The 23,510-nt window shown below is 59.1% G+C and carries 19 protein-coding genes and 1 pseudogene; 13 read left to right on the top strand and 7 right to left on the bottom strand.

Annotation, left to right across the window (positions count from 1 at the left end; genetic code table 11):
- Positions 1–40: 40 nt before the first annotated feature.
- Positions 41–502 (bottom strand): phosphoribosyl-AMP cyclohydrolase, encoded by a 462-nt coding sequence (hisI, locus tag ACSV9I_RS03660; protein ID WP_438327325.1) that lies wholly within the window; start codon positions 500–502, stop codon positions 41–43.
- A gap of 36 nt (positions 503–538) precedes the next feature.
- Positions 539–1,144: a GTP cyclohydrolase I FolE gene (gene folE / locus ACSV9I_RS03655; RefSeq protein ID WP_054158516.1), complete on the bottom strand. Its 606-nt coding sequence runs from the start codon at positions 1,142–1,144 to the stop codon at positions 539–541.
- 266 nt (positions 1,145–1,410) lie between these two features.
- Between folE and ACSV9I_RS03650 the strand changes: the two genes are divergently transcribed.
- From ACSV9I_RS03650 to ACSV9I_RS03630, 5 genes and pseudogenes are all read left to right on the top strand, one after another.
- Positions 1,411–1,860, top strand: a complete 450-nt coding sequence (locus ACSV9I_RS03650) for an iron-sulfur cluster assembly scaffold protein (RefSeq protein ID WP_438327694.1) — start codon at positions 1,411–1,413, stop codon at positions 1,858–1,860.
- Between the two features lies 1 nt (position 1,861).
- Positions 1,862–2,218 (top strand): annotated as a pseudogene (gene yidD, locus ACSV9I_RS03645) (membrane protein insertion efficiency factor YidD); the annotation flags it as partial.
- Between the two features lie 21 nt (positions 2,219–2,239).
- A complete protein-coding gene (locus tag ACSV9I_RS03640) occupies positions 2,240–2,605 on the top strand; it encodes a nuclear transport factor 2 family protein (RefSeq protein ID WP_438327693.1) in 366 nt (121 codons plus the stop codon).
- Positions 2,606–2,830: 225 nt separating this feature from the next.
- Positions 2,831–4,828, top strand: coding sequence for a threonine--tRNA ligase (thrS, locus tag ACSV9I_RS03635; protein ID WP_054158384.1), 1,998 nt, complete (start codon positions 2,831–2,833; stop codon positions 4,826–4,828).
- A gap of 99 nt (positions 4,829–4,927) precedes the next feature.
- Complete coding sequence (locus tag ACSV9I_RS03630) at positions 4,928–5,782, top strand: lysophospholipid acyltransferase family protein (protein WP_054158385.1); 855 nt, start codon at positions 4,928–4,930, stop codon at positions 5,780–5,782.
- Positions 5,783–5,830: 48 nt separating this feature from the next.
- Here ACSV9I_RS03630 and ACSV9I_RS03625 read toward each other — a convergent pair whose 3' ends face one another.
- Positions 5,831–6,778, bottom strand: a complete 948-nt coding sequence (locus ACSV9I_RS03625) for a hypothetical protein (RefSeq protein WP_438327322.1) — start codon at positions 6,776–6,778, stop codon at positions 5,831–5,833.
- 109 nt (positions 6,779–6,887) lie between these two features.
- Here ACSV9I_RS03625 and ACSV9I_RS03620 point away from each other — a divergent pair, with 109 nt between their 5' ends.
- The 3 genes from ACSV9I_RS03620 (at position 6,888) to ACSV9I_RS03610 (ending at position 9,403) form a co-directional block, all read left to right on the top strand.
- Positions 6,888–7,472, top strand: coding sequence for a nitroreductase family protein (locus tag ACSV9I_RS03620; RefSeq protein WP_438327319.1), 585 nt, complete (start codon positions 6,888–6,890; stop codon positions 7,470–7,472).
- Complete coding sequence (locus tag ACSV9I_RS03615; RefSeq protein ID WP_438327317.1) at positions 7,472–8,086, top strand: flavin reductase family protein; 615 nt, start codon at positions 7,472–7,474, stop codon at positions 8,084–8,086. Before ACSV9I_RS03620 ends, ACSV9I_RS03615 begins: the two co-directional genes overlap by 1 nt.
- Before the next feature lie 177 nt (positions 8,087–8,263).
- Entirely contained in the window at positions 8,264–9,403 is a 1,140-nt protein-coding gene (locus tag ACSV9I_RS03610; protein ID WP_438327315.1) for a DUF2336 domain-containing protein, read from the top strand.
- Positions 9,404–9,409: 6 nt separating this feature from the next.
- On the opposite strand, the gene ACSV9I_RS03605 is transcribed toward ACSV9I_RS03610, so the two are convergent.
- Positions 9,410–9,862, bottom strand: a complete 453-nt coding sequence (locus tag ACSV9I_RS03605; RefSeq protein WP_438327313.1) for a hypothetical protein — start codon at positions 9,860–9,862, stop codon at positions 9,410–9,412.
- Between the two features lie 240 nt (positions 9,863–10,102).
- Here ACSV9I_RS03605 and ACSV9I_RS03600 point away from each other — a divergent pair, with 240 nt between their 5' ends.
- Positions 10,103–11,830: an ABC transporter ATP-binding protein gene (locus ACSV9I_RS03600; RefSeq protein ID WP_438327312.1), complete on the top strand. Its 1,728-nt coding sequence runs from the start codon at positions 10,103–10,105 to the stop codon at positions 11,828–11,830.
- Between the two features lie 9 nt (positions 11,831–11,839).
- Here ACSV9I_RS03600 and ACSV9I_RS03595 read toward each other — a convergent pair whose 3' ends face one another.
- The 3 genes from ACSV9I_RS03595 to parE form a co-directional block, all read right to left on the bottom strand.
- Positions 11,840–13,039, bottom strand: coding sequence for an AI-2E family transporter (locus ACSV9I_RS03595; RefSeq protein WP_245281445.1), 1,200 nt, complete (start codon positions 13,037–13,039; stop codon positions 11,840–11,842).
- A 132-nt stretch (positions 13,040–13,171) separates the two neighbouring features.
- Positions 13,172–16,675 carry a putative Ig domain-containing protein gene (locus ACSV9I_RS03590; RefSeq protein ID WP_438327310.1) on the bottom strand — a complete coding sequence of 1,168 codons (3,504 nt, stop codon included), beginning with the start codon at positions 16,673–16,675 and terminating at the stop codon, positions 13,172–13,174.
- Positions 16,676–17,023: 348 nt separating this feature from the next.
- Complete coding sequence (parE, locus tag ACSV9I_RS03585; RefSeq protein WP_438327690.1) at positions 17,024–19,105, bottom strand: DNA topoisomerase IV subunit B; 2,082 nt, start codon at positions 19,103–19,105, stop codon at positions 17,024–17,026.
- A 221-nt stretch (positions 19,106–19,326) separates the two neighbouring features.
- Here parE and ACSV9I_RS03580 point away from each other — a divergent pair, with 221 nt between their 5' ends.
- From ACSV9I_RS03580 to ACSV9I_RS03565, 4 genes are all read left to right on the top strand, one after another.
- Entirely contained in the window at positions 19,327–20,208 is an 882-nt protein-coding gene (locus ACSV9I_RS03580) for an alpha/beta hydrolase (protein WP_438327688.1), read from the top strand.
- A 123-nt stretch (positions 20,209–20,331) separates the two neighbouring features.
- Positions 20,332–21,102, top strand: a complete 771-nt coding sequence (gene tpiA / locus ACSV9I_RS03575) for a triose-phosphate isomerase (protein WP_438327308.1) — start codon at positions 20,332–20,334, stop codon at positions 21,100–21,102.
- Positions 21,103–21,221: 119 nt separating this feature from the next.
- On the top strand, positions 21,222–21,623 hold the full coding sequence (secG, locus tag ACSV9I_RS03570; RefSeq protein WP_438327307.1) for a preprotein translocase subunit SecG: 402 nt from the start codon (positions 21,222–21,224) through the stop codon (positions 21,621–21,623).
- Between the two features lie 132 nt (positions 21,624–21,755).
- Entirely contained in the window at positions 21,756–23,393 is a 1,638-nt protein-coding gene (locus ACSV9I_RS03565; protein ID WP_438327305.1) for a CTP synthase, read from the top strand.
- Positions 23,394–23,510 lie beyond the last annotated feature (117 nt).

Raw genomic sequence — 23,510 nt, 5'->3', positions numbered from 1 at the left:
TGTCTGCTTACGAAATCGTTAGGGAAAGAGTTCGACGGAATCAGGACTTTGTTTCGGCATAGACCGACAAGGGATCGAAATGCCGATGATCATCGGCGACTTCAAGCCTCGCTTCGCCGCCGTCGATGACGGCTCGACGATAGAAGCAGGATCGACGGCCGGTATGGCATGTTGCGTCGTGTCCAGCCACTTCCACCATTAGCCACACCGCATCCTGGTCGCAGTCGACGCGGATTTCCTTGACCGACTGCAGGTTCCCCGAGCTTTCGCCCTTTTTCCAGATCTTGCCGCGCGAGCGGCTGTAGTAATGGCCGATTCCGGTTTGCAGCGTCAGCTGCAGAGCCTCGTCATTCATGTGCGCTACCATCAGGAGATGGCCATCCCGCGCATCCGTAACCACGGCAGTGACCAATCCCTTTTCGTCGAACTTGGGGGTAAGGACCAGCCCTTCCTCAAGCACAGTCTTATCCGGCGAGGGAGGTGAAAACTGCGGCGCCGTCATGAAAATCTCTTTCTGCTATTTGGATCGCTGCCGACCTTACCGGCTGCGGACCATCGACATGAAGCGGGCCTGTTCCGCAGCATTATCCTGAAACGAACCCTTGAATGTCGTGGTCAACGTGGTTGAGCCCGTCTTCTGTATCCCGCGCATCGCCATGCACATGTGTTCGGCTTCAAGGAAGACGGCAACCCCCCTTGGCTGAAGTGTCTCGTCAATCGCCTGAGCGATCTGCGCCGTCATGTTTTCCTGGGTCTGTAGGCGCTTTGCGAAAACATCGACGATGCGGGCGATCTTCGACAAGCCGAGAACACGACCATTCGGCAGATAGCCGACATGCGCCTTGCCCATGACTGGCAGCATATGGTGCTCGCAATGCGAGAAGAAGGTGATGTCGCGCACAAGGACCATGTCGTTGTAGCCGCCAACTTCCTCGAATGTCCGACCCAGAACATCGTCGATATCGGCTCCATAGCCGGAAAACAGTTCCGCATAGGCTTTGGCAACGCGGGAAGGCGTGTCGAGCAGCCCCTCGCGTTCCGGGTCGTCTCCGGCCCACAGCAGCAGGGTGCGCACGGCTTCCTCCGCTTCCTCGCGTGACGGGCGGCGCGGTTCGGTGGTCAGCTTCTTGACGATGGCGTCCATGCCCTTGGTCTCCCGATCCCGATCCTTTCGGGTCGCTTGTTTGGCTATGCCGGAATTCAAAAGTTCAATGCGGCTCATAGTGCAAATCCCGTATCGAGGTCTAGCTCTTCGGGGCATCCAGTCGAGTGCGCTTCGGTATTTGTGAAACCGCGCCCGGACAGATATAATCGTGCACGACCTCCAGTTAAAGGTACCAACTGCGACCTGAGGTCTGGGACATCGACCGTTATGCTCCCTATATACGGCTTGAAACCCAAGGCGGATTGATCATGGACGACATCTACAACACCAAGATCCTCGAATTTGCAGGCAATATTGGACGGATCGGAAAGCTGGCTGACGCACAGGCAGTTGCCGAGAAGCATTCCAAGCTCTGCGGGTCACGCGTCAAAGTCTATCTCTGTCTCGACAAAGGGGTCGTGAGCGACTTCTCCCATGAGGTCAAGGCCTGCGCGCTCGGGCAGGCCTCGTCCGGGATCATGGCGCGCCACGTCATTGGGGCCACGCCGCAGGAGTTGCGGCAGGCACGTCTGGAGATGCTGGCCATGCTCAAGGAAGACGGCGAAGGCCCCGCCGGCCGCTTTGAGGATATGCGTTTCCTGAAGCCTGTACGGGAGTATAAGGCACGCCACGCTTCGACCATGCTCACTTTCGATGCCGTGGTCGATTGCCTCAATCAAATCGAAAGCGAGACGGCATCGGCGCGGGCTGTTTGAGATGTGCGAGGCGCCTCAATGTGGCCAACGCACGCCGCCGGACACGCGACGCAGCCGAAATTTTTCCGGCCCGTTTCGTAAGACACCTGACCGGATTTTCGGTACCGGGCTGATTCGGCTCTATCAATTGACACTCTCCAGTGTGATCGGCAGTTCGTGCCGGCACTCGCCGACATGTTCCGAATATGGATATGAAGCCATAGCGCGCCACGGACTCTGGTCAGGCGGTTGGCTGACCTTGTTCCGTGTGTCCAGGTGCGGTCCGGGTGGAAGTTGGGGTTTTGATCCTGTACCGCCGCGCCTTGATAACGAATATCGATGGTGGAAGCCTTGGTCGCTCTGGACCGTTGGTCGCAAATCGAAAGAAAGCGTGACTGTCATGCCGAATGCCGCCTTTGACCCTGTCCGTCAGTTGATTGACTTCCATGCGGCGATCAATCGCCTTGATTATAAGTGGATCGAACAGGCCTTTGCGGAGGATGCCGCTTATATCTCCGCGGGAACCGGCCCGAAGGTCGGGCGCGATGCCATTCTGGTTGCCTTCCGTGCCTACTTTGAGACCTACCCGGACCAGATCGCCTGGAATGATCGCGTCGAGCAGGTCGATTCCCATGTGGCGCGCTCCTACTGGAACCTGAAAGCCACCCATGCCCAGACCGGCCAGCCGCTGGAGCGCACCGGCGTCGAGACGATCGAATTCGATCACGGGGGACGCATCATCAAGGTTCTGGTCGAGGATCGCTGAAAAGGGGTCGCGACATCGCGGCTTACCCGGCAATTGTTTCCATTTGTCTCCGCCGGTGTTGGCAAGGCCTGCATCGGGGAGACCTTCTCGCCCATTGCGCCCAATCTGTAAGATCCTTTACTCAGCAGCGCTTTCAGCCTATCAAGCGCGCGTTCATGGCGGAGATTAAAATCCCGCAAATTTCACCACCCGCATTCGTTGGCGGGACTGGATCAGGAGACGTTTATGTCCGCTTCCGTATCTCTCACTTTCCCCGATGGCTCCATTCGCCAGTATGACGCCGGCACGACTGGCGCAGCCGTTGCCGAATCGATCTCCAAGTCGCTGGCCAAGAAGGCTGTTGCGATTGCGCTCGATGGCACGCTGCGCGACCTGTCTGACCCTGTCGTCGATGGCGCGATCGAGATCGTCACCCGCACCGACCCACGCGCCATCGAGCTCATTCGCCATGACGCGGCCCATGTCATGGCTGAAGCCGTGCAGGAATTGTGGCCCGGGACCCAGGTCACCATCGGTCCGGTGATCGAGAACGGATTCTACTACGATTTCGCCAAGGACGAACCCTTCACGCCCGACGATCTGCCCAAGATCGAAAAGCGGATGAAGGAGATCATCCAGCGCAACAAGCCCTTCACCAAGGAGATCTGGTCGCGCGACAAGGCGAAGGAAGTCTTTGCCTCCAAGGGCGAGAAGTACAAGGTCGAACTGGTCGATGCCATCCCAGCGGACCAGGATCTCAAGATCTACTATCAGGGCGACTGGTTCGATCTCTGCCGTGGGCCGCATATGGCGTCCACCGGGCAGATTGGCATGGCGTTCAAGCTGATGAAGGTGGCCGGCGCCTATTGGCGCGGTGACAGCAACAATCCCATGCTGACCCGCATCTACGGCACGGCCTTCGCCGAGCAGGAGCAGCTCGACAACTATCTCCATATTCTCGCCGAAGCCGAAAAGCGCGATCACCGCAAGCTTGGCCGCGAAATGGATCTCTTCCATTTCCAGGAAGAGGGTCCAGGCGTCGTCTTCTGGCACGGCAAGGGCTGGCGCATGTTCCAGACCCTGACTTCCTACATGCGCCGTCGTCTCGAAGGCACCTATGAGGAAGTGAATGCACCGCAGGTGCTCGACAAGTCGTTGTGGGAAACCTCCGGCCACTGGGGCTGGTACCAGGAAAACATGTTTGCCGTAAAATCGGCCCATGCCTTCACCCATCCCGACGACAAGGAAGCCGATCAGAAGGTCTTCGCCTTGAAGCCGATGAACTGCCCGGGTCACGTGCAGATTTTCAAGCACGGCTTGAAGTCTTACCGCGAGCTTCCGGTCCGTCTCGCCGAATTCGGCAATGTTCACCGCTATGAGGCCTCCGGAGCGCTTCACGGCCTGATGCGCGTTCGCGGCTTCACCCAGGACGATGCGCATGTCTTCTGCACGGAAGAGCAGATGGCGGCTGAATGCCTGCGCATCAACGAGCTGATTCTGTCTGTCTATGAGGACTTCGGCTTCAACGAGATCGTCGTGAAGCTCTCGACCCGTCCGGAAAAGCGCGTCGGGTCCGACGAGCTCTGGGATCGCGCCGAAAGCGTGATGATGGACGTACTGAAGCAGATCGAGGAACAGTCCGGCGGACGCATCAAGACCGGCATCCTGCCGGGCGAGGGCGCTTTCTACGGTCCGAAGTTCGAATACACGCTCCGCGATGCCATCGGCCGTGAATGGCAGTGCGGCACGACCCAGGTTGACTTCAACCTGCCGGAACGCTTCGGTGCCTTCTACATCGACCAGAACTCGGAAAAGGTTCAGCCGGTCATGATCCACCGCGCCATCTGCGGCTCGATGGAGCGTTTCCTCGGCATCCTGATCGAGAACTTTGCCGGCCACATGCCACTCTGGTTCGCACCGCTGCAGGTCGTGGTCGCCACGATCACGTCGGATGCTGATGATTATGGTCGCGAGGTTGCCGAACAGCTGCGCGATGCGGGCCTGCAGGTTGAGACCGACTTCCGCAACGAGAAGATCAACTACAAGGTCCGCGAGCATTCGGTGACCAAGGTTCCGGTGATCATCGTCTGCGGCAAGCGCGAGGCAGAGGAAAAGACGGTCAATATCCGTCGTCTCGGTTCGCAGGAACAGGTGTCGATGCCGCTTGCCGAAGCGATCGCGGCCCTGTCTGGCGAGGCAACGCCGCCGGACGTCAAGCGAAAGCTGGCACGCAGGCTTGCTTAAGACATACCGTCTGACAGGAACCTCATCGTTCCTGTCAGACGACTGTCATGCAAATTGCATATGACAGTCGGATGAAGAAGGTCGCAGCCGAGGTCTCCCGTGAAGTTCAAGGAACTGTCTTATGCCAACGAGCGTGATCCGCGCCTGAAGCGCTGGTTCATACGGTCGATCGAGGGGCTGTCGGGTCGTGATCGCTTCACCCGGCTCTACGACCTCTGGCGTCACGACATCGTTGGTAAGACCGATCGCGTGTTCGGCAAGATGCTTGACCTGATCGACGTGGACCTGAAGGTTCACGGCACCTGGCCACCCGCTGAGCTGCCGACAGGGCCCGTGGTGATGATCGCCAATCATCCCTTCGGTATTGGCGACGGGATCGCCGTTCTGGCCCTGGCCGAGCAATTGGGGAGGCCGTTCCGCGTTCTGATCAATGACGAATTGCTGAAGGTGCCGGAGATGGCACCGTATTCTCTTCCGGTTTCTTTCGAGGAAACCAAGGAAGCTTTGGCGATCAACATGCGCACCCGCCATGAAGCGCTTCGCCTGCTGCAGGAAGGCGTGACAATCATCGTTTTCCCGGCCGGCGGCGTCGCGACGGCGAAAAAAGGCTTCGGCCGCGCCGAGGATTTGCCCTGGAAGATGTTCCCTGCAAAGCTGGTGCAGTCGGCTAAAGCGGATGTTCTGCCGATCTTCTTCGAGGGGCAGAATGGTCGCCTGTTCCACCTTGCCAGCAAGATATCGCTGACGCTGCGTATCTCTCTGTTGATTCGCGAATTCCGCCGCCTGTCTGGCTCCACCATGTCGGCACGCGTTGGTGCCACGATACCTTGGACGGAATTGCGCGAAATAGCAGATAGGAAAGATCTTTTGGCTCGTCTCTATTCGGCGGTCTTTGTCATGGCGCCGCCGCGCAAGGTTCGTGGATTTCGGGCGCGTTGGCAGAAGGCCGCCTGAATATCTAGGTAGACTAGGGATCTTGGGGCTGGGGTAGGTGGATCTGGATCAGTCGAGCAAGAGCTCGACGTCCTGATTGACGCCGGCGACGACTTCGAAATCCTTCTGGAAGATCTCGTCCTTGTTCCGGGCGATCGCGGTATACTGACCTTCCGACAAAACCATCACCGGAAAGGCGCTGACGCTTTCCGCAACGATATCGCCGCCTGACGTCACGATCGACCAGGCCGTGTCGGCAATCGCTTCACCGCCTTCGTCGGAGACGAGTTTGAAAGAGACCTGCGAGGCGCGGTGCTGGATTGTCGCCTCCGTCAACTCGCCTGCCTCGACCTTGATATCCGCACGGACGACCGCGTTGATTGAGCCATATTCGGAAACGACGTGATAGGTTCCGGCATTCAGGCGAACGATGGTGTTCGGCCTGATGTCAGCCAGCATCAGTCGTCGCTCACCGTTCTCTGCCACCTCGGAAGAGTAGATGTCGAAGGTCAGCTGCTTGTCGGAGATCTGCGTGTCTGTACCGGATGTCGCGCTGAGCGACAGTCCGCCGGCATTGAGCACCATGACCTGCGTATCGACGTCCTTGTCGACGGTTACGGTCAGCTTTTTCGTGGCGCCGGCGCGCCCAAACGAGACGTTGACGAAATAGTCGCCGGGAGCGAGCTGGAAATCGGCCGACCCACCCTCGGCGCTTGCGAGCAGCGGCAGTTTGCCATCGGAGCCCGGAATTGGGCTGAAGACGCGCCAGGAGAGGCCTGCATTCATCGGGGGGGCCTTATCCGTCAGCTTGGCCTCGAGCTTGACGCTGCGGGTCTGGGTCATGGCGGCAAGTGCTGCAGGATCCGGAGCGGTGAATGCCTTGATCTTCGGCATCTTGGTGGAGCTATTCAATTGCTTGAATGTCTCAAATGCTTCCTGAGCAAAAGACACGTGTCCTGCCGCAAGCATCGAAACGATCGCGAGCGAAAAAACTGTGGCAATGCGGAGACGCGGCATGCGGAACACGGTGTGTTGACTTCCTTCCCGATGGCGGCAAGTTCAAACCGAAGCAGATGGCAATTTCAAGACCTGCCGCCACGCCATGCTACATCTCGGGTGTTTAAAAATGAAAAATGATATCAAACTGATCGACTATCTCGCAGTCCGCCGCTCCGTACCGGCTTTCCAGATGTGTGAGCCCGGGCCTGACCGTGCGGAAATCGAGGCGATGCTGACGCTGGCGATTCGCGTTCCCGATCATGGCAAGATCGCGCCCTGGCGCTTCATCGTCTATCGTGGTTCGGAAAGGCAGGTCATCGGTGAAGCGCTGTTGCAAATGGCGCTGACCAAGAATCCGGCGCTTTCGCCGGAAATGGTTGAGGTCGAACGCAACCGCTTTACGCGCGCTCCAGTCGTGATCGCCGTCGTATCCACGGCCGCTCCCCATGCAAAAATCCCGGAATGGGAGCAGGTCATGTCGGCCGGTGCCGTCTGCCTTAATCTGCTCATGGCTGCAAATGCGCATGGCTTCGTGTCGAATTGGCTGACGGAATGGTTCGCTTTTGACGAGAGCGCTTACCCGCTGCTCGGCGTCAATCCGGGCGAAAAGGTTGCCGGGTTCATCCACATAGGTTCTACCGAGTTTCCGATCACCGAGCGACCGCGTCCCGTCCTTGAGGATGTGGTCAGTTGGAGAGGCGAGGGCGCTTGATGTTTTATGAAACGGAAGGCAATGCCCACGGTCTGGCCCACGATCCCTTCAAGGCGATCGTGGCGCCGCGACCGATTGGCTGGATTGGCACGCGGGGCGTGGACGGAAGCCGGAATCTCGCGCCTTATTCCTTCTTCAACGCGGTCGGTGACCGGCCGAAGCTTGTCATGTTCTCCTCGAGCGGGCGCAAGGATAGCCTGCGCAATGCTCAGGAGACGGGTGTCTTCACGGCAAATTTCGTCGGCCGACCCTTGCTTGATCCAATGAACGCCTCTTCGATAGCCGCACCTTACGGAACGGATGAGTTTATCGTTTCAGGGCTGACGCCGCTCGAGGGGCGTGTCGTCTCGGCACCCTATGTTGGCGAGGCCGTGGCCGTGCTCGAATGCCGTGTCACGATGGTGACAACGTTGAAGGATGTCGCCGGACAGGACACCGACAGTCACATGGTGGTCGGACAAGTCATGGGTATCCATATCGACGAGAGCGTCATCCGGGACGGACGTTTCGATCTGGCTCTGGCCGATCCGGTCGCAAGGCTCGGCTATATGGATTATGCGGGCCTGGGCCCACTCTTCCAGCTTGGGCGGCCAAAAGCGCCGGGTGCCGAGTAGAGGGCTCTGATCCTTCAGAAGAGCTGGGCACTGTTGGAGCGGAAGACACAGTATCGTCCTTCTCTCGCTCCTTTGAGGTTACGGTTAATGAACGTGGTGAACGTTTCTTAAACTCTTTGCCGGTAGTCTTCAGCCTACGGAAATACAAGGCTTTCCAGTAAAGAGTAGGTTGGAACTGTGATCGTGGCAGCATTTCTCCGGTGGGTCGAAACCGCAAAGGCACAGGATCGGGCAAGAGCGGCGACCGCCCTTGCCAAGGCCTATGTCGGCGGCCGGATGCGGCCGGAGGAGCGGCAGGCTGCCCAGGTGGGCATGACCTATCTTCTCGATGATGCGTCTCCTCAGGTGCGTCTGGCGCTTGCTGAGGCGCTGGCCTCTGAACCATCCGCGCCCCGCGCCATCATGGTGTCTCTCGCTGAAGATCAGGCAGAGATCGCATGCCCCGTCATCCTCTTTTCGCCAGTTTTGACCGACCACGATCTGGTCGATATCGCCGGTCGTGGGACCACCGAAACGCGGGCGCTGATTGCTTCCCGCCAGAGAGTCGGTGCCGCCGTTGCAGCCGCGCTTGCAGAGATTGGTGACGCGGCTGAAATCGAAGTGCTTCTCGAGAATCCGGGCGCTGCCTTTACAGGCTTTACCCTTCGCCGCATAGCCGAGCGGCATGGTCGCGATGAGGCGGTGCGCTCGCACCTTCTCGTACGCGATGATCTCTCGGCCGAGGTCCGTCAGATGCTGGTTCAGTATGTCGCGGAAGCGCTTGTCGGATCAGATCTCGTACTGGGCACGATTGGGAGCCGGCGCCTGGACCGGATTGCGCGCGAGGCAAGCGATACCGCCACAATATCACTCCTGGCGGATCTGCACGGCGATGAACTCTCCCGGCTTGTTTCGCATCTCTGCCAGGCGAACCGTTTGACACCGGCATTTCTGATGCACGCGCTTTGCGCAGGCCGGACTGACTTTTTCTCGGCTGCCCTGTGTTTCATTTCTGGCATGGAGGAGCGCAGAGTCCGGTCAATCCTGGCGACTGGGCGTTTCCATGCCGTGCGCGCGCTCCTTGAAAGTGCCGGCTTGTCGCGTGAGGTAAGTCCTCTCTTCGTGGATGCGATCATGCAATGGCGCGATGTCTTCCACGCGTCGGCCGTGCTTGAGCTTGACAATATCGCGCATCGCCTGGTCGCCCGTTATCGCAGCGTTCCCGACCTGACCGAGGGCGCTCGCACGCTCCTCGATCTCGTTGAACGGTTGGCAATTGCCGAGGAACGTCGGCTGGCACGCGATTATGCCAGCGGCCTTGCGCTGGCAGCGGCCTGAGCGGCCTCAGTCGCTGATTTTCTTTGCGACCCAGGAATAGCTGTCCGAGACGACGTGTATCGGTGTCTCGAAAATCATCTTAATGTCGCTGGTTCCGGGCAGAACATTCCGGATCCGGTCGACTGCGCGGGCAGCAAGCGTTCTATGCTTTTCCGTCACTTCCGGGGCTTCGGCGCTCGCGGTCGGCACCGAGGTATTGGCCGAATCGGGCTGCGCATTGGCGGCTGGGTTTGACGGGGGCGCGACAGCCGGGTCAGAGGCAATCTCCGGCGGTGGCTGCTGACACACGGCAACGGCGGTAGGAAAGCCGATATTGCCATAGCGTTCCAGCACGTTTTCCGAGGCCGCGTCGCAGAGTTCGATGGAGACGAAGCGTTCCGGCGGCGTGGCGTAGTATTCGCATTGGCTGACTTTGTCGTCACATCCCAGGATCGTGATCATGATCAATGCGGTCTTCATCGCGCCATTCCTTGTATCGTCTCCAAACGCCGGGACGAAAGCGTAGGAATGCAGCCAAAGCAAGACGCAGCCAATGGCGGGCGTGCGATCGCATGCGTGAACGCAGCGATGTCAGGGGAGGGACTGGCGAAAGCAATTTGCCCGAGCCTCAGCCCTTGGATAGATCCATAAAATATGAGATGACCGCACCAGTTTGGGCCGGCGGGCATTCCTCCGGCGAAAAGTCCGGTCATCAAAGTTATGCTTCGTAAGTTTTTTGCTTTCTACCAACCTTATCGTGGTCTTTTTCTTCTCGATTTCGGCTGCGCCGTTCTCTCGGGCGTGCTGGAACTCGCTTTTCCGATTGCCGTGAAGCTCTTTGTCGACGAGTTGCTGCCGACTGGCCAATGGGTTGTGATCGTCGGGGCCTCGGTAGTGCTGCTGGCCATCTATGCGATCAATACAGGACTGATGGCTGTGGTGACCTATTGGGGTCATATGCTCGGCATCAATATCGAAACTGACATGCGCCGTATGGCATTCAGCCACTTGCAGAAACTGTCCTTCCGCTACTTCGACAATCAGAAGACCGGTCATCTGGTAGGCCGGCTGACGAAGGATCTGGAGGAAATCGGCGAGGTTGCCCATCACGGGCCCGAAGACCTATTCATCGCGGTCATGACCTTCATTGGTGCCTTCCTGCTCATGCTGTCGGTCAATGTGGACCTTGCTCTGCTTACGGCGCTGATCGTGCCTCTGACCGGTTATGTGACCAGCCGCTATGGCAGCCGGATGACCGACAACTTCCGCCAGCTGTTCGGCCGCGTTGGCGATTTCAACGCGCGGATCGAGGAGAATGTGGGCGGCATCCGTGTGGTCCAGGCTTTCGCAAACGAGGCGCATGAGCGCGTCCTGTTCGAGCAGGACAACCAGAATTATCGGCGCACCAAGCTAGATGCCTATCGAATCATGGCGGCCAGCACCTCGCTCTCCTATATGAGCATGCGTTTGGTCCAGATGGTTGTGATGATCGCCGGCGCTTATCTGGTCATTCTCGGCGAATTGACGAATGGCGGCTTTGTCGGCTTCCTGCTGCTGGTCGGTGTCTTTTTCCGCCCGGTGGAGAAGATCAACTCCGTCATCGAGACCTATCCCAAGGGTATTGCCGGTTTCCGCCGTTTCACCGAACTGATGGAAACTGAACCTGATATCGAGGACGCCCCGGGTGCCATAGAGGCTCCGGTGCTGAAGGGCGATATCGCCTTTAGCAATCTCAGTTTCGGATACTCGGCCGACCGATCGGTCTTGCAGGGTATCAATCTCAATATCCGCGCAGGTGAGACGATTGCCTTTGTCGGCCCATCGGGGGCTGGCAAGACCACCCTCTGTTCGCTGCTGCCGCGCTTCTACGAGCCGACCCAAGGCGCGATCACAATCGACGGCATCGATATTCGCAGCATGAAGCTTGCATCACTGCGCAGCCAGATCGGCATCGTTCAGCAGGACGTCTTCCTGTTCGGTGGCACCGTGCGGGAAAACATTGCCTATGGCCGGCTCGATGCCAGTGATCGTGACATCCTGGAAGCGGCGCGCCGCGCCCGGCTGGAGGCGGTCATCGACGCGATGCCGAATGGTCTCGACACGATCATCGGTGAGCGTGGCGTCAAACTCTCGGGCGGTCAGAAACAACGTCTGGCTATTGCGCGGATGTTCCTGAAGAACCCGCCGATCCTCATTCTCGATGAGGCGACATCGGCGCTTGATACAGAAACTGAGCAGGCGATCCAGCAGTCCTTGTCGGAGCTCGCCGTTGGGCGTACCACACTGGTGATTGCTCACCGGCTGGCAACCATCAGGGATGCGACGCGGATCGTCGTTGTTGACCAGTCCGGCATCGCCGAGACGGGTACGCATGACGAACTCTTGGCAAGGCAAGGTGCCTATGCCCGCCTGCATGCAGCCCAGTTTCGGCTTCAGGCCACCGGGTGACCTCGATACTTAGCGCCCGGGGAGTTTTTCCTTCAGTGGCGCAATCGTGTGCGGGGGCTCTGCGAGCTCCGCCACGGTTTCGGGTTCCTCGGCCAGTTCGACCTCACGTATCCATTCGCGCCAGATCGAGACGAGAAGCGCCATCAACACGGGGCCGATAAAAAGCCCGAGGAATCCCATGGTCTTCACGCCGCCGACAAGGCCAAAGAAGGTTGGCAAGAATGGGAGCTTGATGGGGCCTCCAACCAGGCGCGGCCGGACGGTCTTGTCGACGATGAACAGTTCGACCGATCCCCAGATGAAGAGTGCGACGCCCTGCACCAGGGATCCGCTGGCAATGAGGTAGATCGAAACCAGGGTGAAGGACAGAGGCGCCCCCCCTGGAATGAGGGCCATGATGCCAGTCAGGACGCCAAGCGTCACCGGGGAGGGAACGCCCGCCAGCCAGTAGGCGATGCCGAGCACGATACCCTCGGCAATCGCAATCAGCGTCATGCCTGTGACGGTGGAACTGATTGTAGCGGGCACGACGCGCGAAATGCGTTCCCACCGGGTGGGGAGAATGCGTTCGCCGAGCAGGTCAACTTGCCTGGCGAAACTTGCACCGTCGCGAAAGACGAAAAACAAGGCGATCAGCATGAAGATCAGCGTCAGCACGAGATGGAAGATCCCATCGCCGGCTGCAATCACGGCACGATAGATATTGCCGATATTGGCGCCGCTGACGATCTGTATCAGCTCACCGATAGACCCAGGCGAGCCGATATAGGCGCTCCAGCGTTGCCCTAACCACTCACCGATACCTGGCAGGCCGAGAATCCAGTTTGGTGTCGGCGCTCCGATCCGGTTCGCCTCAACAGCCCAGACGATCCATTGCCGAACTTCATCGACGGCGTAGCTGATCGCGATGCCGATCGGAACGACAAGAAAGCTGATGATCGCGAGGATCGCCAGGGTCGCGGCAATCGTGGTGCTGCCGTTCACGCGTTCGAGCAGTCTGCGGTAGAGTGGCCAGCTTGCGAAGGCAATTACCAGCGAAGCGAGAACCGGCACGAGGAAGCCGTGAAAGAAGTAGATGGCGGCTGCGCCGACGAGAACGAGCAGCCAGCGTGCTGCCGAGATCGGCGTGATCAGCGCCGTCTGGGCCGTGCGGGTGGGGCCCAACCAACGTGGCCCCTGTTTCAGGTTCTGCTCGTCTGATTTGCTCACGTGCATTCAATCCCGGTTTCGGTCCTCCGCATATGGTTTATTCCCATGACAGAGACAAGTCACCGGCTTGTGGGAAAGGAAGTTGAGCGCATAGCCGATCACTTCCAATCCACCCTCTTTGACCATCAAGCGTCAGAATTGACCGTTAATGTCGACGGCGAACCGTTGGGATTGGATCCCTTCACCATTAAAGCTGGTCTTGTAGCGGCCACTCACCGTGGCTGCGCCCTGTTTCGCTACGGTGAACCCGAAGCCAAGTGTCATGGTGTCGCGGTTGCTGGATGACCCGGGGATGACGTAGTCAATTGGCCAGTTGTCGTCCGCATAGGTAACGGTCGACGTGCCGGTTTCGAGGAACTCCTTCGAGAAGTCCAACGACAGTTCAGGGGTCAATGTGGCGTCTTCAATCGCAATGTCATAGCCGACGATGAGGCCAAGTGTGGCGGCAAGGCTATCGCTCTCCATGTCGCCAAATTGAGCATTTTCCCAATCGGCGCCCGTCTCTTTCGTATCGTCCAGGACCGAGTGAGAGGCACGGATGCGGGCATAGGAGGTAACTTTGAGGTCGCCACTTGCATAGTCGTAGCCGCCGGTCAGCACGCCAAACACTTGGCTGCCTGAGCGGGATGCCTCAGCCTCTCGTCCCGATGGCGTTGTCCGCAGGGACTCGAAGCTGAGAAGGGCCGCACCGACAGAGCCTTCAACGAAGAGACCGCCTCCCGGTTGGTAAACGCCATAGAGCGACGCGCTGGCCGCCTCGTTGACGCTGGATGTTCCGTTCGAGCCAATTGCGGTGCGATCGCGCGCGTAGCCTATGGCAAGGCCGCCGATGATGGTTTCACTCAATCTGTAGTCGATCCCACCAGTCAGGGACAGTGTCGCGAAGTCATAGGCACTTTCTCCGTTCAAGCTATCGCTGTCGCCGAGATCAATCGAACCGGAGGACCAGATGGCGAGGTTGCCACCCGCAAGCGCGGAGCACGCTGTTTCGACATTGACAGGTGCCTGACCATCGGCACCGTCTGTCATCGTGACAGAGACCGTGTTCTTCAGGCAAGAACTGCCATGAAGAGATCTGAGGTGATCGGAGATGTTCTCGATCTGACTGTCTGCGAGCCGGCTGGCAGCGGCCGCCTGAGCCTGAACCAGCCCGACAAGGTCCGGATCGGCTGATAGGATCGGTCGGGCGGAGACTTGGATCTGCACGCTCGCGGGCGCAGATGTCCCGGATGCGCCAGTCAGAGTGTAACTCGCAACGAAGGTTCCGGTAAAATCGGGATTGGCGGTGAAGCGCAATTTATATCGCCCGGCAGAAAGAGCGGCTGCAAAGGAGGCGGCCGGGTCGGATGCGGCCGTGTCGTCGAGAACGATTACGGCTGTTCCGGCATTGGCTGGAGAAATGGATAGAAGGTTCGCTCCCGTAAAGGGGCCCCCGGTTGCACCTTCCGTTAGATCGATCGTGACCGTTCGCCCGGAATTGGTCGGAACGGTAATGGAGGGAGCGACGGGACGTGCTTCGGCGATATCCAGCGTAATCGCTGTCGACAGTGTAGCCCCGTAGAGATCGGTCGCGGTAAGCGTCAGCGGAAAGTTACCCATGATTTCAGGTGTGCCGGAAAGGACACCGCGTGCTCGATCGAAACTCAGGCCGTCTGGCAGGTCTCCACCGAGAGCATAGTCGTAAGGAGCTGTGCCGCCATCAGCGGAAAAGGCTTGGGTGAACGCCTCTGCCTGGCGCAATGTCAACGTGCCGGTCGGCGTGAGCGCCAACTGCGGCTTGGCCACCGTGATGGTCACCGTTGCCGGATCCGAGGTGCCCGTCGCATTGCTTGCGGTATAGGTGAAGCTGTCGGAGCCGGAATAGCCAGCTGTCGGCGTGTAGGTGATCGTCGTGCCGCTGGCTGCGGCCGTCCCGTGTGAGGGCGCCGATGCGATTTCCAAGCTGTCTGCTGCACCACCCGAAAGTGCGAGTGTAATAGCGTTGTCGGCACTATTGGCGTCGACGGCAGCATTGACGTCACCGGCAATCGGCGGGGCAATTGCGATGGACATCGTATAGGAGAGACGGCCTTTCGCACCATAGGCATCGGTGACCGTCACTTCAAAGGCCGTAGTGCCTTCGATACTGGGTGTACCTGAAACTATCCCGTTCGATGTCAGCGAGAGACCATCTGGCAACGCGCCAGTGGTGACTTCGAAGCTGTATGGCGCAGTCCCGTTTGCGGCCGACAGTGCCTGGCTATACGGGGCCGCCGCAGTTGCCGGCGGAATGGTGGAAGGCGAGATGGCAAGCGTCGGTGGTGCGACGGTCACCGTAACAGTCGCCGGTGCCGATGGCCCGGTCGTGTTTCTTGCCTCGTAGGTGAAACTATCCTGACCGGAGTATCCCGCGTCAGGTGTGTAGGTAATCGAGGTGCCGATGACGCTCGTCGTTCCATGAGCGGGATCGCTCGCCACGGAGACGCTTGAAGCGGTTCCTCCGGAAAGTGCAAGGGTAATGGGGTTATTCGTGCTGTTGGCGCTGACATTCGCTTCAACGTTAGCAGCGATCGGTGCCGCTATTCGAACTTCCAGGCTATACGCCCTGGATCCCATTGCGCCATAGGCATCGGTTGCGGTGATCGAGAACTGGAAAATGCCTGGAGCACTGGGGATGCCGGAGAGGGTTCCGTCATTCGATAGCGTCAGCCCGGCTGGGATAGCGCCGGCGGAAACCGAATAGCTGTATGGCGCTGTGCCATAGAGTGCAGACAGATTTTGATTGTAGCCCACTGTCGTCGTACCGTTAGGCAGATTTTCCGGCGCTAAGGACAGGGTTGGTGGTGTGACGGTGACGGTGACGGTCGCCGTGTCCGAAAGTCCCGTCGTGCTGTCGGTTACGGTGTAGGAAAAGCTGTCTGATCCAGAGTAGCCTGGATGCGGCGTGTATGTCAGGACCGCACCTGTGGCGGCCGCTGTGCCGTAAGAGGGGGGTGATACGCCGGTGACGCTGAGCGCGCCCGAAAGTCCGAGGGAAACGACGTTGTCACTGCTGTTGGCAGCAACAGTTGCCGCGACGTCGTCGATTTGCGGACCGACAACGATCTTCATTGATTGTAGCGCGCTGTCGCCATCTCCGTTCGTTGCGTGGAACTGAAAGTATGAAGTTCCGCTTGCCGATGGTGTCCCGGAGATTGTCCCGGTTTGAGGGTCTAGGCTGAGGCCTGCCGGCAGAGTGCCGGCGCTGACCCAATAGGAGACACTTTGCGATCCGGCATTGAAGGACGCCGTCACCGACTGGCTGTAAGCCTCTCCCTGCTTCGCGTTCGGCCAGGTTGAAGAAGAGAACGTTATCTTCGGTTTCACGGTGATATGGAGCGTATCCGAGGCAACGGCCACCCCCGCATCGTTATAGGCCGTGTAGGTGAAGACGTCCGTTCCGACAAAGCCGTTTCGAGACGTGTACGTTACGTCGAAAGACATATCGTATACCGCTTCGATCAGACCTACAGTGCTAGAATGATCATATCCGACAGTGTGTTGACCGTAGTTGTTGACGGTGATCCTGACGGTGTCGCCATAGTAGATGGTGTAGTAGAGATCTGCCGCAGCGGCAGGCGAAGGTAAAATGTAGGCGATTGTCCACAGCGCGAGCATCGCACAAGCCGCGATTTTTTGAAGTTGTTTAAATATCATCAATGGCATCGCTAGGTTTGCTCGCAGGGGTATGAACCGCTGATCAGGCCAGCGGTGGCGCATCATTCCAAACGACGTCTAGCGTGAGGTGGGGGAATGCTGATCGCCCAATCCTGGGTCAAAAAGAAATCCTAGAGGCCAAATGTGGGCTCTTTGTAGGCCGTAAGGCGCACACTTCGATAGCTACGGGGCACGTAGAGAAGGTCGTTGACTTCTATCGCAGACGCTCAGCGGGAAGCGCAGTATTCGCCGCCCCGGGCCGCGCCGCGGCAGCCCGTGGCGCAAGCGCGGCGAACCGGGCGAAACTTGTCAGATGTCGAGATTATCCGCGAATGCAGCGCGTTCCTGGATGAAACGGAAGCGGGCTTCCGGTTTCGTGCCCATCAAGGCATCCACAGCGTCGCGGGTACCCTCGAAGTCGACTTCGTCGATACCGACCAGAAGAAGTGTACGCTTGGCCGGATCCATCGTGGTTTCCTTCAGCTGCGCCGGCATCATTTCACCGAGACCTTTGAAGCGGCCGATTTCGACTTTCTTGCCCTTGAAAACCGTTTCCATCAGTTCGGCGCGATGCGCATCGTCGCGGGCATAGACGGTCTTGGCGCCCTGACGGATGACATAGAGCGGTGGCACGGCGAGATAGAGATGGTTGCCGCGGATCAGCTCCGGCATTTCCTGATAGAAAAAGGTGATCAGCAGCGATGCAATATGCGCACCGTCGACATCGGCATCGGTCATGACGATGATCCGCTCGTAGCGCAGGTCCTCGTCGCGGTACTTCGTCCGCGTGCCGCAGCCGAGCGCCTGGATGAGGTCAGCGATCTGCTGGTTGGCCATCAGCTTCTCGCGGCTGGCCGAGCCGACATTGAGGATCTTACCACGCAACGGCAGGATCGCCTGGTTGGCGCGATTGCGCGCCTGTTTGGCCGAGCCACCAGCCGAGTCGCCCTCGACGATGAACAGTTCGGCACCTTCAGCGGTGTTCTGCGCGCAATCGGCAAGTTTGCCCGGCAAGCGCAGCTTGCGCACGGCGGTCTTGCGGTTGACTTCCTTTTCCTTGCGGCGGCGCAGGCGCTCTTCCGCACGCTCGATCACCCAGTCAAGAAGCTTGGCCGCCTCATTCGGATTGTCGGCGAGGTAGTGGTCAAACGGATCGCGCAGCGCGTTTTCGACGAGGCGTTGGGCCTCGACGGTCGCGAGCTTGTCTTTCGTCTGGCCGACGAATTCCGGTTCGCGGATGAACACGGACAGCATGCCAACGGCCGATATCATCACGTCGTCGGTGGTGATTTGCTGGGCACGCTTGTTCTGAGTCAGTTCGGCATAGTTCTTCAGGCCCTTGGTCAGCGCAATGCGCAGGCCTGCTTCATGCGTGCCGCCTTCGGGGGTCGGAATGGTGTTGCAATAGGAATGCACGGTCGGATCGCCACCATACCAGGTGATCGCCCATTCCATGGCGCCATGGCCACCGGTCTTTTCCGTCTTGCCGGAGAAGATTTCGCGGGTCACGGTGAATTCCTTGCCGAGCGTCGCCGCAAGATAATCCTTCAAGCCGCCAGGGAAGTGGAAGACCGCCTTTTCCGGAATGTCCCCACCTTCCGGCACCATGCCTGGATCGCACGACCAGCGGATCTCGACGCCGCCGAAGAGGTAAGCCTTGGACCTTGCCATCCGGAAAATCCGGCCTGGGTCGAACTTGGCATGATCGCCGAAGATCTGCGGATCCGGATGGAAGCGGACGCGGGTACCACGCCGATTGTGCACTTCGCCCAGTTCCTCAAGGCCACCTTGCGGCACGCCCCGGGAGAATGTCTGGCGATAGAGCTTGCGATTGCGAGCCACTTCCACTTCGAGCAGATCCGACAGCGCGTTGACGACGGATACGCCGACACCATGCAGACCGCCCGAGGTCTCGTAGGCCTTGCCATCGAACTTGCCGCCGGCATGCAGCTTGGTCATGATCACTTCAAGCGTCGACTTGCCGGGCACCTGCGGATGCAACTCGACCGGGATGCCGCGACCATTGTCGGTGACTGTAAGGTAACCTTGTGCATCGAGATGAACGTCGATGAAGTTTGCATGGCCCGCCACCGCTTCGTCCATCGAGTTATCGATGACTTCGGCAAACAGGTGGTGCAGCGCCTTTTCGTCCGTGCCGCCAATATACATGCCGGGACGCATGCGCACTGGCTCGAGCCCCTCGAGAACGCGGATCGAGGACGCGCCATAATCGTCACCACTGGATGTCGTGCCAGCGGGACCCGGAGCAGGCGGAGCAGTGACGGTTTGCTTTGCTGCCGAGACCGCTGCCGCAGGTTTCGCCGAAGCCGATGGTTCGGGCTCGACCTTTTGCGCCTGAGGCATAGAGGAAAAGAGATCGCTATCGTCCATGGCGTCGTTCGATACTTTGCTGTTGCGGGCGGCGTTTCGGTATCGCCTTCGCGAATCGCCCGAGCCAGACCTCGCTTTCACGAATCGTCCTGACTGTGCCAGAAAGGCGGGGCGGGTGCGAAGGGCCGGACGGCCGGCGCTCAATGAAATCAAGCCAGCTTTGCGTTCGGCATTCCCGGAACGCAAGGCGAAGGCCCAGAGGAAACCGGTCTTCCATGCAGATGTCCACAATTCATTTCCGCGCTGCGGTGATTTGCTGTGTTCTCCTTCCGTTTCTGTTTCCCGTCATGGCTGCGGCGGAAGTCCTGAAGCCCTACAAAGATGATCTCTTTTCCGATCAAGCCATCTTGGAAAGCCGTGATGATGGCGACTTCACCCGGATCGATTACCAGGAGATGCGCGACATCAATGGTCGCGACAGCATTCCTGAGCGCAGGGTCAAGGATCGTTACGTCTCGCTGAAGGTCCGCCGCCAACAGGACAACCAGACACTCGATCTGTCTTCGGGTCCGCTTGATGTTGCCCGTGTGGGTCAGGATTCAGGGCAAGCCTTTACCGTGATATTCATCCACGGCAGAGGCGGTGATCGCCGCCTGGGTATGAATGATGTGACGTTCGGTGGAAACTTTAACCGTCTGAAAAACCTCGCGGTCGAGAATGGCGGGACCTACTATGCGCCCTCGATCGCAACGTTTGATGTCAGCGGCGTTGCTGCGACCGCTGCATTGATTGACTATGCCGCGCGCAACTCCGGTGGCCGCCCTGTCGTGCTAGCCTGCGCATCGATGGGCAGCTTTATCTGCTGGGGCATCAGTCGGGATGCTGCGACTGTGGCAAAGCTGTCCGGCATGGCCGTGCTCGGCGGCGCGCCCGATCCTGATCTCCCGAAGAGCGCAGCAGCAAAGGCGCGGTTGCCAATCTGGTTCACCCACGGGAGCAATGACAGCGTCTATAAGTCCGATGATGTAACGGCACTCTATAGTCGCCTTCGAAAGGGCGGGAATCCGGTCCGCTTGACCGTCTACGAAACCGGTTCACATGGCACCCCTGTTCGGATGACCGATTGGCGGCAGGTTTTGAGCTGGCTGCTAACAGCGCGATGAAATTAAGTGTCGCATAAAATTCACGCATTTCGCTGAATACGGTGCCAATTTGATTGGCAAACCTTCCCATCCGGCCCCGGATTTGCTACCTCCGCAATGAGTAGGTAGGGGTTTTTGGACGATATGACACCAGATGTACGTCCGCTTGTCGCGGGCAATTGGAAGATGAACGGCACGCGTGCCTCCCTCGATCAGATCAAGGCGATCGCCGAGGGTGTGCAAGGGCCATTGGCAGACAAGGTCGACAGCCTGCTTTGCCCGCCGGCCACGCTGCTTTATGTGGCGACGGCGCTCTGCACCGACAGCCCGCTTGAGATCGGCGCGCAGGATTGCCACCAGAACGCCTCGGGTGCGCATACCGGGGATGTGTCTGCTGAAATGGTCGCGGATTGCTTCGGCACCTCCGTCATCGTCGGGCACTCCGAGCGTCGTACCGATCACGCCGAAACGGACCATCTGGTCCGCGCCAAGGCAGAGGCTGCATATGCTGCCGACCTGACCGCCATCATCTGCATCGGCGAGACCGCCGACGAGCGCAAATCCGGTCAGACGCTCGATATCCTTAAGCGGCAATTGGCCGGCTCTGTGCCGGATGGTGCAGTCGCAGAGCGCACTGTAATTGCCTATGAGCCCGTCTGGGCGATCGGTACCGGTGTAACGCCGACCACTGCGGATGTCGCAGAGGCTCATGCTTTCCTGCGTGGTGAGCTGGTCAAGCGTTTCGGCGATGAAGGCCGCAAGATGCGGATCCTTTACGGTGGCTCCGTCAAGCCTTCCAATGCGAAGGAATTGATGGGCGTGGAGAACGTCGACGGAGCGCTTGTCGGCGGAGCGAGCTTGAAGGCCGAAGATTTCCTCGCCATATATCGCGCCTACACCGACCTCACGGCTTGACGCCAAAGGGACGACCAATGGTTTGAAATGCGGGGAAGGGGCTTTCAATGCCCGTTCCTCTCATGTAAAGAGCCGCCAACCCTCTTGATTTTGCCCTTTGCGGGCAGGATGGACATCCCATGCAGACCGTATTGCTTGTTATCTATCTCATGGTCGTCGTCGCCCTGATCGGCGTCGTGCTGATCCAGCGTTCTGAAGGCGGCGGCCTCGGCATCGGCGGTGGCTCCGGCTTCATGTCGGCGCGCGGCACGGCCAATGCCCTGACGCGTACGACAGCCATTCTGGCGGCGCTGTTCTTCGTCATTTCGCTCGCGCTTGGCATTATGGCGCGTCATGAATCGCGTCCGACCGACATTCTCGACCGTATTCCGGCCGGCAATGGCACGACGCAGCCTGGTGGTGGCAGCGTGCTTGATCAGCTTCCGGGCGCTGCCCCTGCGCAGCCGACCACGGGTACTGCGCCTGCAACGCCGGCTCCGGCGGCCCCTGCGGTCGACCCGAACGCTGTTCCGAACAACTGATCGGGACGACCCTCATCATTCCGGCGGGCTCCAGGGTCCGCCGGTTTTCTTTTGTCTGAATTCTGCCTGCCGCATAAAAATGCGGGACAAACGCGATTGGGGCTGGCGGAATCTCATCTTAAACGGTATCCGGTGAAGCCCATGGCGCGATATGTATTCATCACTGGCGGCGTGGTTTCCTCTCTTGGCAAAGGAATTGCGGCCGCGGCACTCGGAGCATTGTTGCAGGCTCGCGGTTACCGCGTGCGTCTGCGCAAGCTGGACCCTTATCTCAACGTTGACCCGGGCACCATGAGCCCGACTCAACACGGCGAAGTCTTCGTTACCGACGACGGCGCCGAGACCGACCTCGACCTCGGTCACTATGAACGCTTCACGGGGCGGTCGGCCACCAAGACCGACAACATCACCACCGGTCGCATTTACAAAAACATCATCGACAAGGAACGCCGCGGCGACTATCTCGGCGCGACAGTTCAGGTCATTCCGCACGTCACGAACGAAATCAAGGATTTCGTTGTCGAAGGCAATGACGAGTATGATTTCGTCATCTGCGAAATCGGCGGTACCGTCGGCGACATCGAAGCCATGCCATTCATGGAAGCGATCCGCCAGCTCGGCAACGACTTGCCGCGCGGCACGGCCGTCTATGTCCACCTGACCCTGATGCCGTTCATCCCGGCAGCTGGCGAGCTGAAGACCAAGCCGACCCAGCATTCGGTCAAGGAACTTCAGGCGCTCGGTATTCATCCCGACATCCTGCTGGTTCGCGCCGACCGCGAGATCCCGCAGGCCGAACGCCGCAAGCTCTCGCTGTTCTGTAACGTGCGCGAAAGCGCCGTGATCCAGGCGCTTGACGTTGCCAACATCTATGACGTGCCGATGGCCTATCACAAGGAAGGTCTCGACAACGAGGTGCTGGCTGCGTTCGGCATCGAACCCGCGCCGAAGCCGCGTCTCGACGCCTGGGAAGAAGTCTGCAACCGCATCCACACGCCGGAAGGCGAGGTCACGATCGCGATCGTTGGCAAGTATACCGGCCTCAAGGATGCCTATAAGTCTCTGATCGAGGCGCTCTATCACGGTGGCATCGCCAACCGCGTCAAGGTCAAGCTCGAATGGATCGAGTCGGAAATCTTCGAAAAGGAAGATCCGGCTCCATGGCTCGAAAAGGTCAACGGCATCCTGGTGCCTGGCGGCTTCGGCGAGCGTGGATCGGAAGGCAAGATCCTGGCGGCCCAGTTCGCCCGTGAACGCAAGGTGCCGTATTTCGGCATCTGCTTCGGCATGCAAATGGCCGTTGTCGAAGCGGCTCGTCACCTCGCTGGCATCGAAAACGCTTCTTCCACCGAATTTGGTCGTACCGATGAACCGGTGGTAGGCCTGATGACCGAGTGGATGAAGGGCAACGAACTTGAAAAGCGTTCGGCTGCCGGTGACCTCGGCGGCACAATGCGGCTCGGCGCCTACAAGGCTTCGCTCAAGAAGGGCACCAAGATTGCCGAGATCTATGGCTCCTCGGACATTTCCGAACGTCATCGCCACCGCTACGAAGTGAATGTCGACTACAAGGATCGCCTGGAAACCTGCGGTCTGGTGTTCTCGGGCATGTCGCCGGATGGTCTTCTGCCGGAAACGGTCGAATACCCCGATCATCCGTGGTTCATCGGCGTTCAGTACCACCCGGAACTGAAGTCGCGCCCGCTTGATCCGCATCCTTTGTTTGCGAGCTTCATCGGTGCAGCATTGGATCGCAGCCGACTCGTCTGAGATCGGAAAATCCAGTAAGCCTTTGGTAAACCCGGCCTTTGTGCCGGGTTTTTCGTTATGAAATCCAGCTCCAGGTAAGTCGCGCCCTGCAATCTCAAGTGGTGATCCGGGAGATAT

It is taken from the genome of Rhizobium sp. G187, assembly GCF_051549525.1.
Lineage (GTDB): Bacteria > Pseudomonadota > Alphaproteobacteria > Rhizobiales > Rhizobiaceae > Allorhizobium.
Note: the sequence above shows the minus strand (reverse complement) of the source record. Positions and strands in the feature narration are given on the sequence as shown.

Excerpts from the sequence above, each read along its gene's own strand:
- hisI (WP_438327325.1), bottom strand. The coding sequence starts at position 502 with ATGACGGCGCCGCAGTTTTCACCTCCCTCGCCGGATAAGACTGTGCTT.
- folE (WP_054158516.1), bottom strand. The coding sequence starts at position 1,144 with ATGGACGCCATCGTCAAGAAGCTGACCACCGAACCGCGCCGCCCGTCA.
- ACSV9I_RS03640 (WP_438327693.1), top strand. The coding sequence starts at position 2,240 with ATGCCGAATGCCGCCTTTGACCCTGTCCGTCAGTTGATTGACTTCCAT.
- thrS (WP_054158384.1), top strand. The coding sequence starts at position 2,831 with ATGTCCGCTTCCGTATCTCTCACTTTCCCCGATGGCTCCATTCGCCAG.
- ACSV9I_RS03625 (WP_438327322.1), bottom strand. The coding sequence starts at position 6,778 with ATGCCGCGTCTCCGCATTGCCACAGTTTTTTCGCTCGCGATCGTTTCG.
- ACSV9I_RS03620 (WP_438327319.1), top strand. The coding sequence starts at position 6,888 with ATGAAAAATGATATCAAACTGATCGACTATCTCGCAGTCCGCCGCTCC.
- ACSV9I_RS03615 (WP_438327317.1), top strand. The coding sequence starts at position 7,472 with ATGTTTTATGAAACGGAAGGCAATGCCCACGGTCTGGCCCACGATCCC.
- ACSV9I_RS03605 (WP_438327313.1), bottom strand. The coding sequence starts at position 9,862 with ATGAAGACCGCATTGATCATGATCACGATCCTGGGATGTGACGACAAA.
- ACSV9I_RS03600 (WP_438327312.1), top strand. The coding sequence starts at position 10,103 with ATGCTTCGTAAGTTTTTTGCTTTCTACCAACCTTATCGTGGTCTTTTT.
- ACSV9I_RS03590 (WP_438327310.1), bottom strand. The coding sequence starts at position 16,675 with ATGCTCGCGCTGTGGACAATCGCCTACATTTTACCTTCGCCTGCCGCT.
- parE (WP_438327690.1), bottom strand. The coding sequence starts at position 19,105 with ATGGACGATAGCGATCTCTTTTCCTCTATGCCTCAGGCGCAAAAGGTC.
- ACSV9I_RS03580 (WP_438327688.1), top strand. The coding sequence starts at position 19,327 with ATGTCCACAATTCATTTCCGCGCTGCGGTGATTTGCTGTGTTCTCCTT.
- tpiA (WP_438327308.1), top strand. The coding sequence starts at position 20,332 with ATGACACCAGATGTACGTCCGCTTGTCGCGGGCAATTGGAAGATGAAC.
- secG (WP_438327307.1), top strand. The coding sequence starts at position 21,222 with ATGCAGACCGTATTGCTTGTTATCTATCTCATGGTCGTCGTCGCCCTG.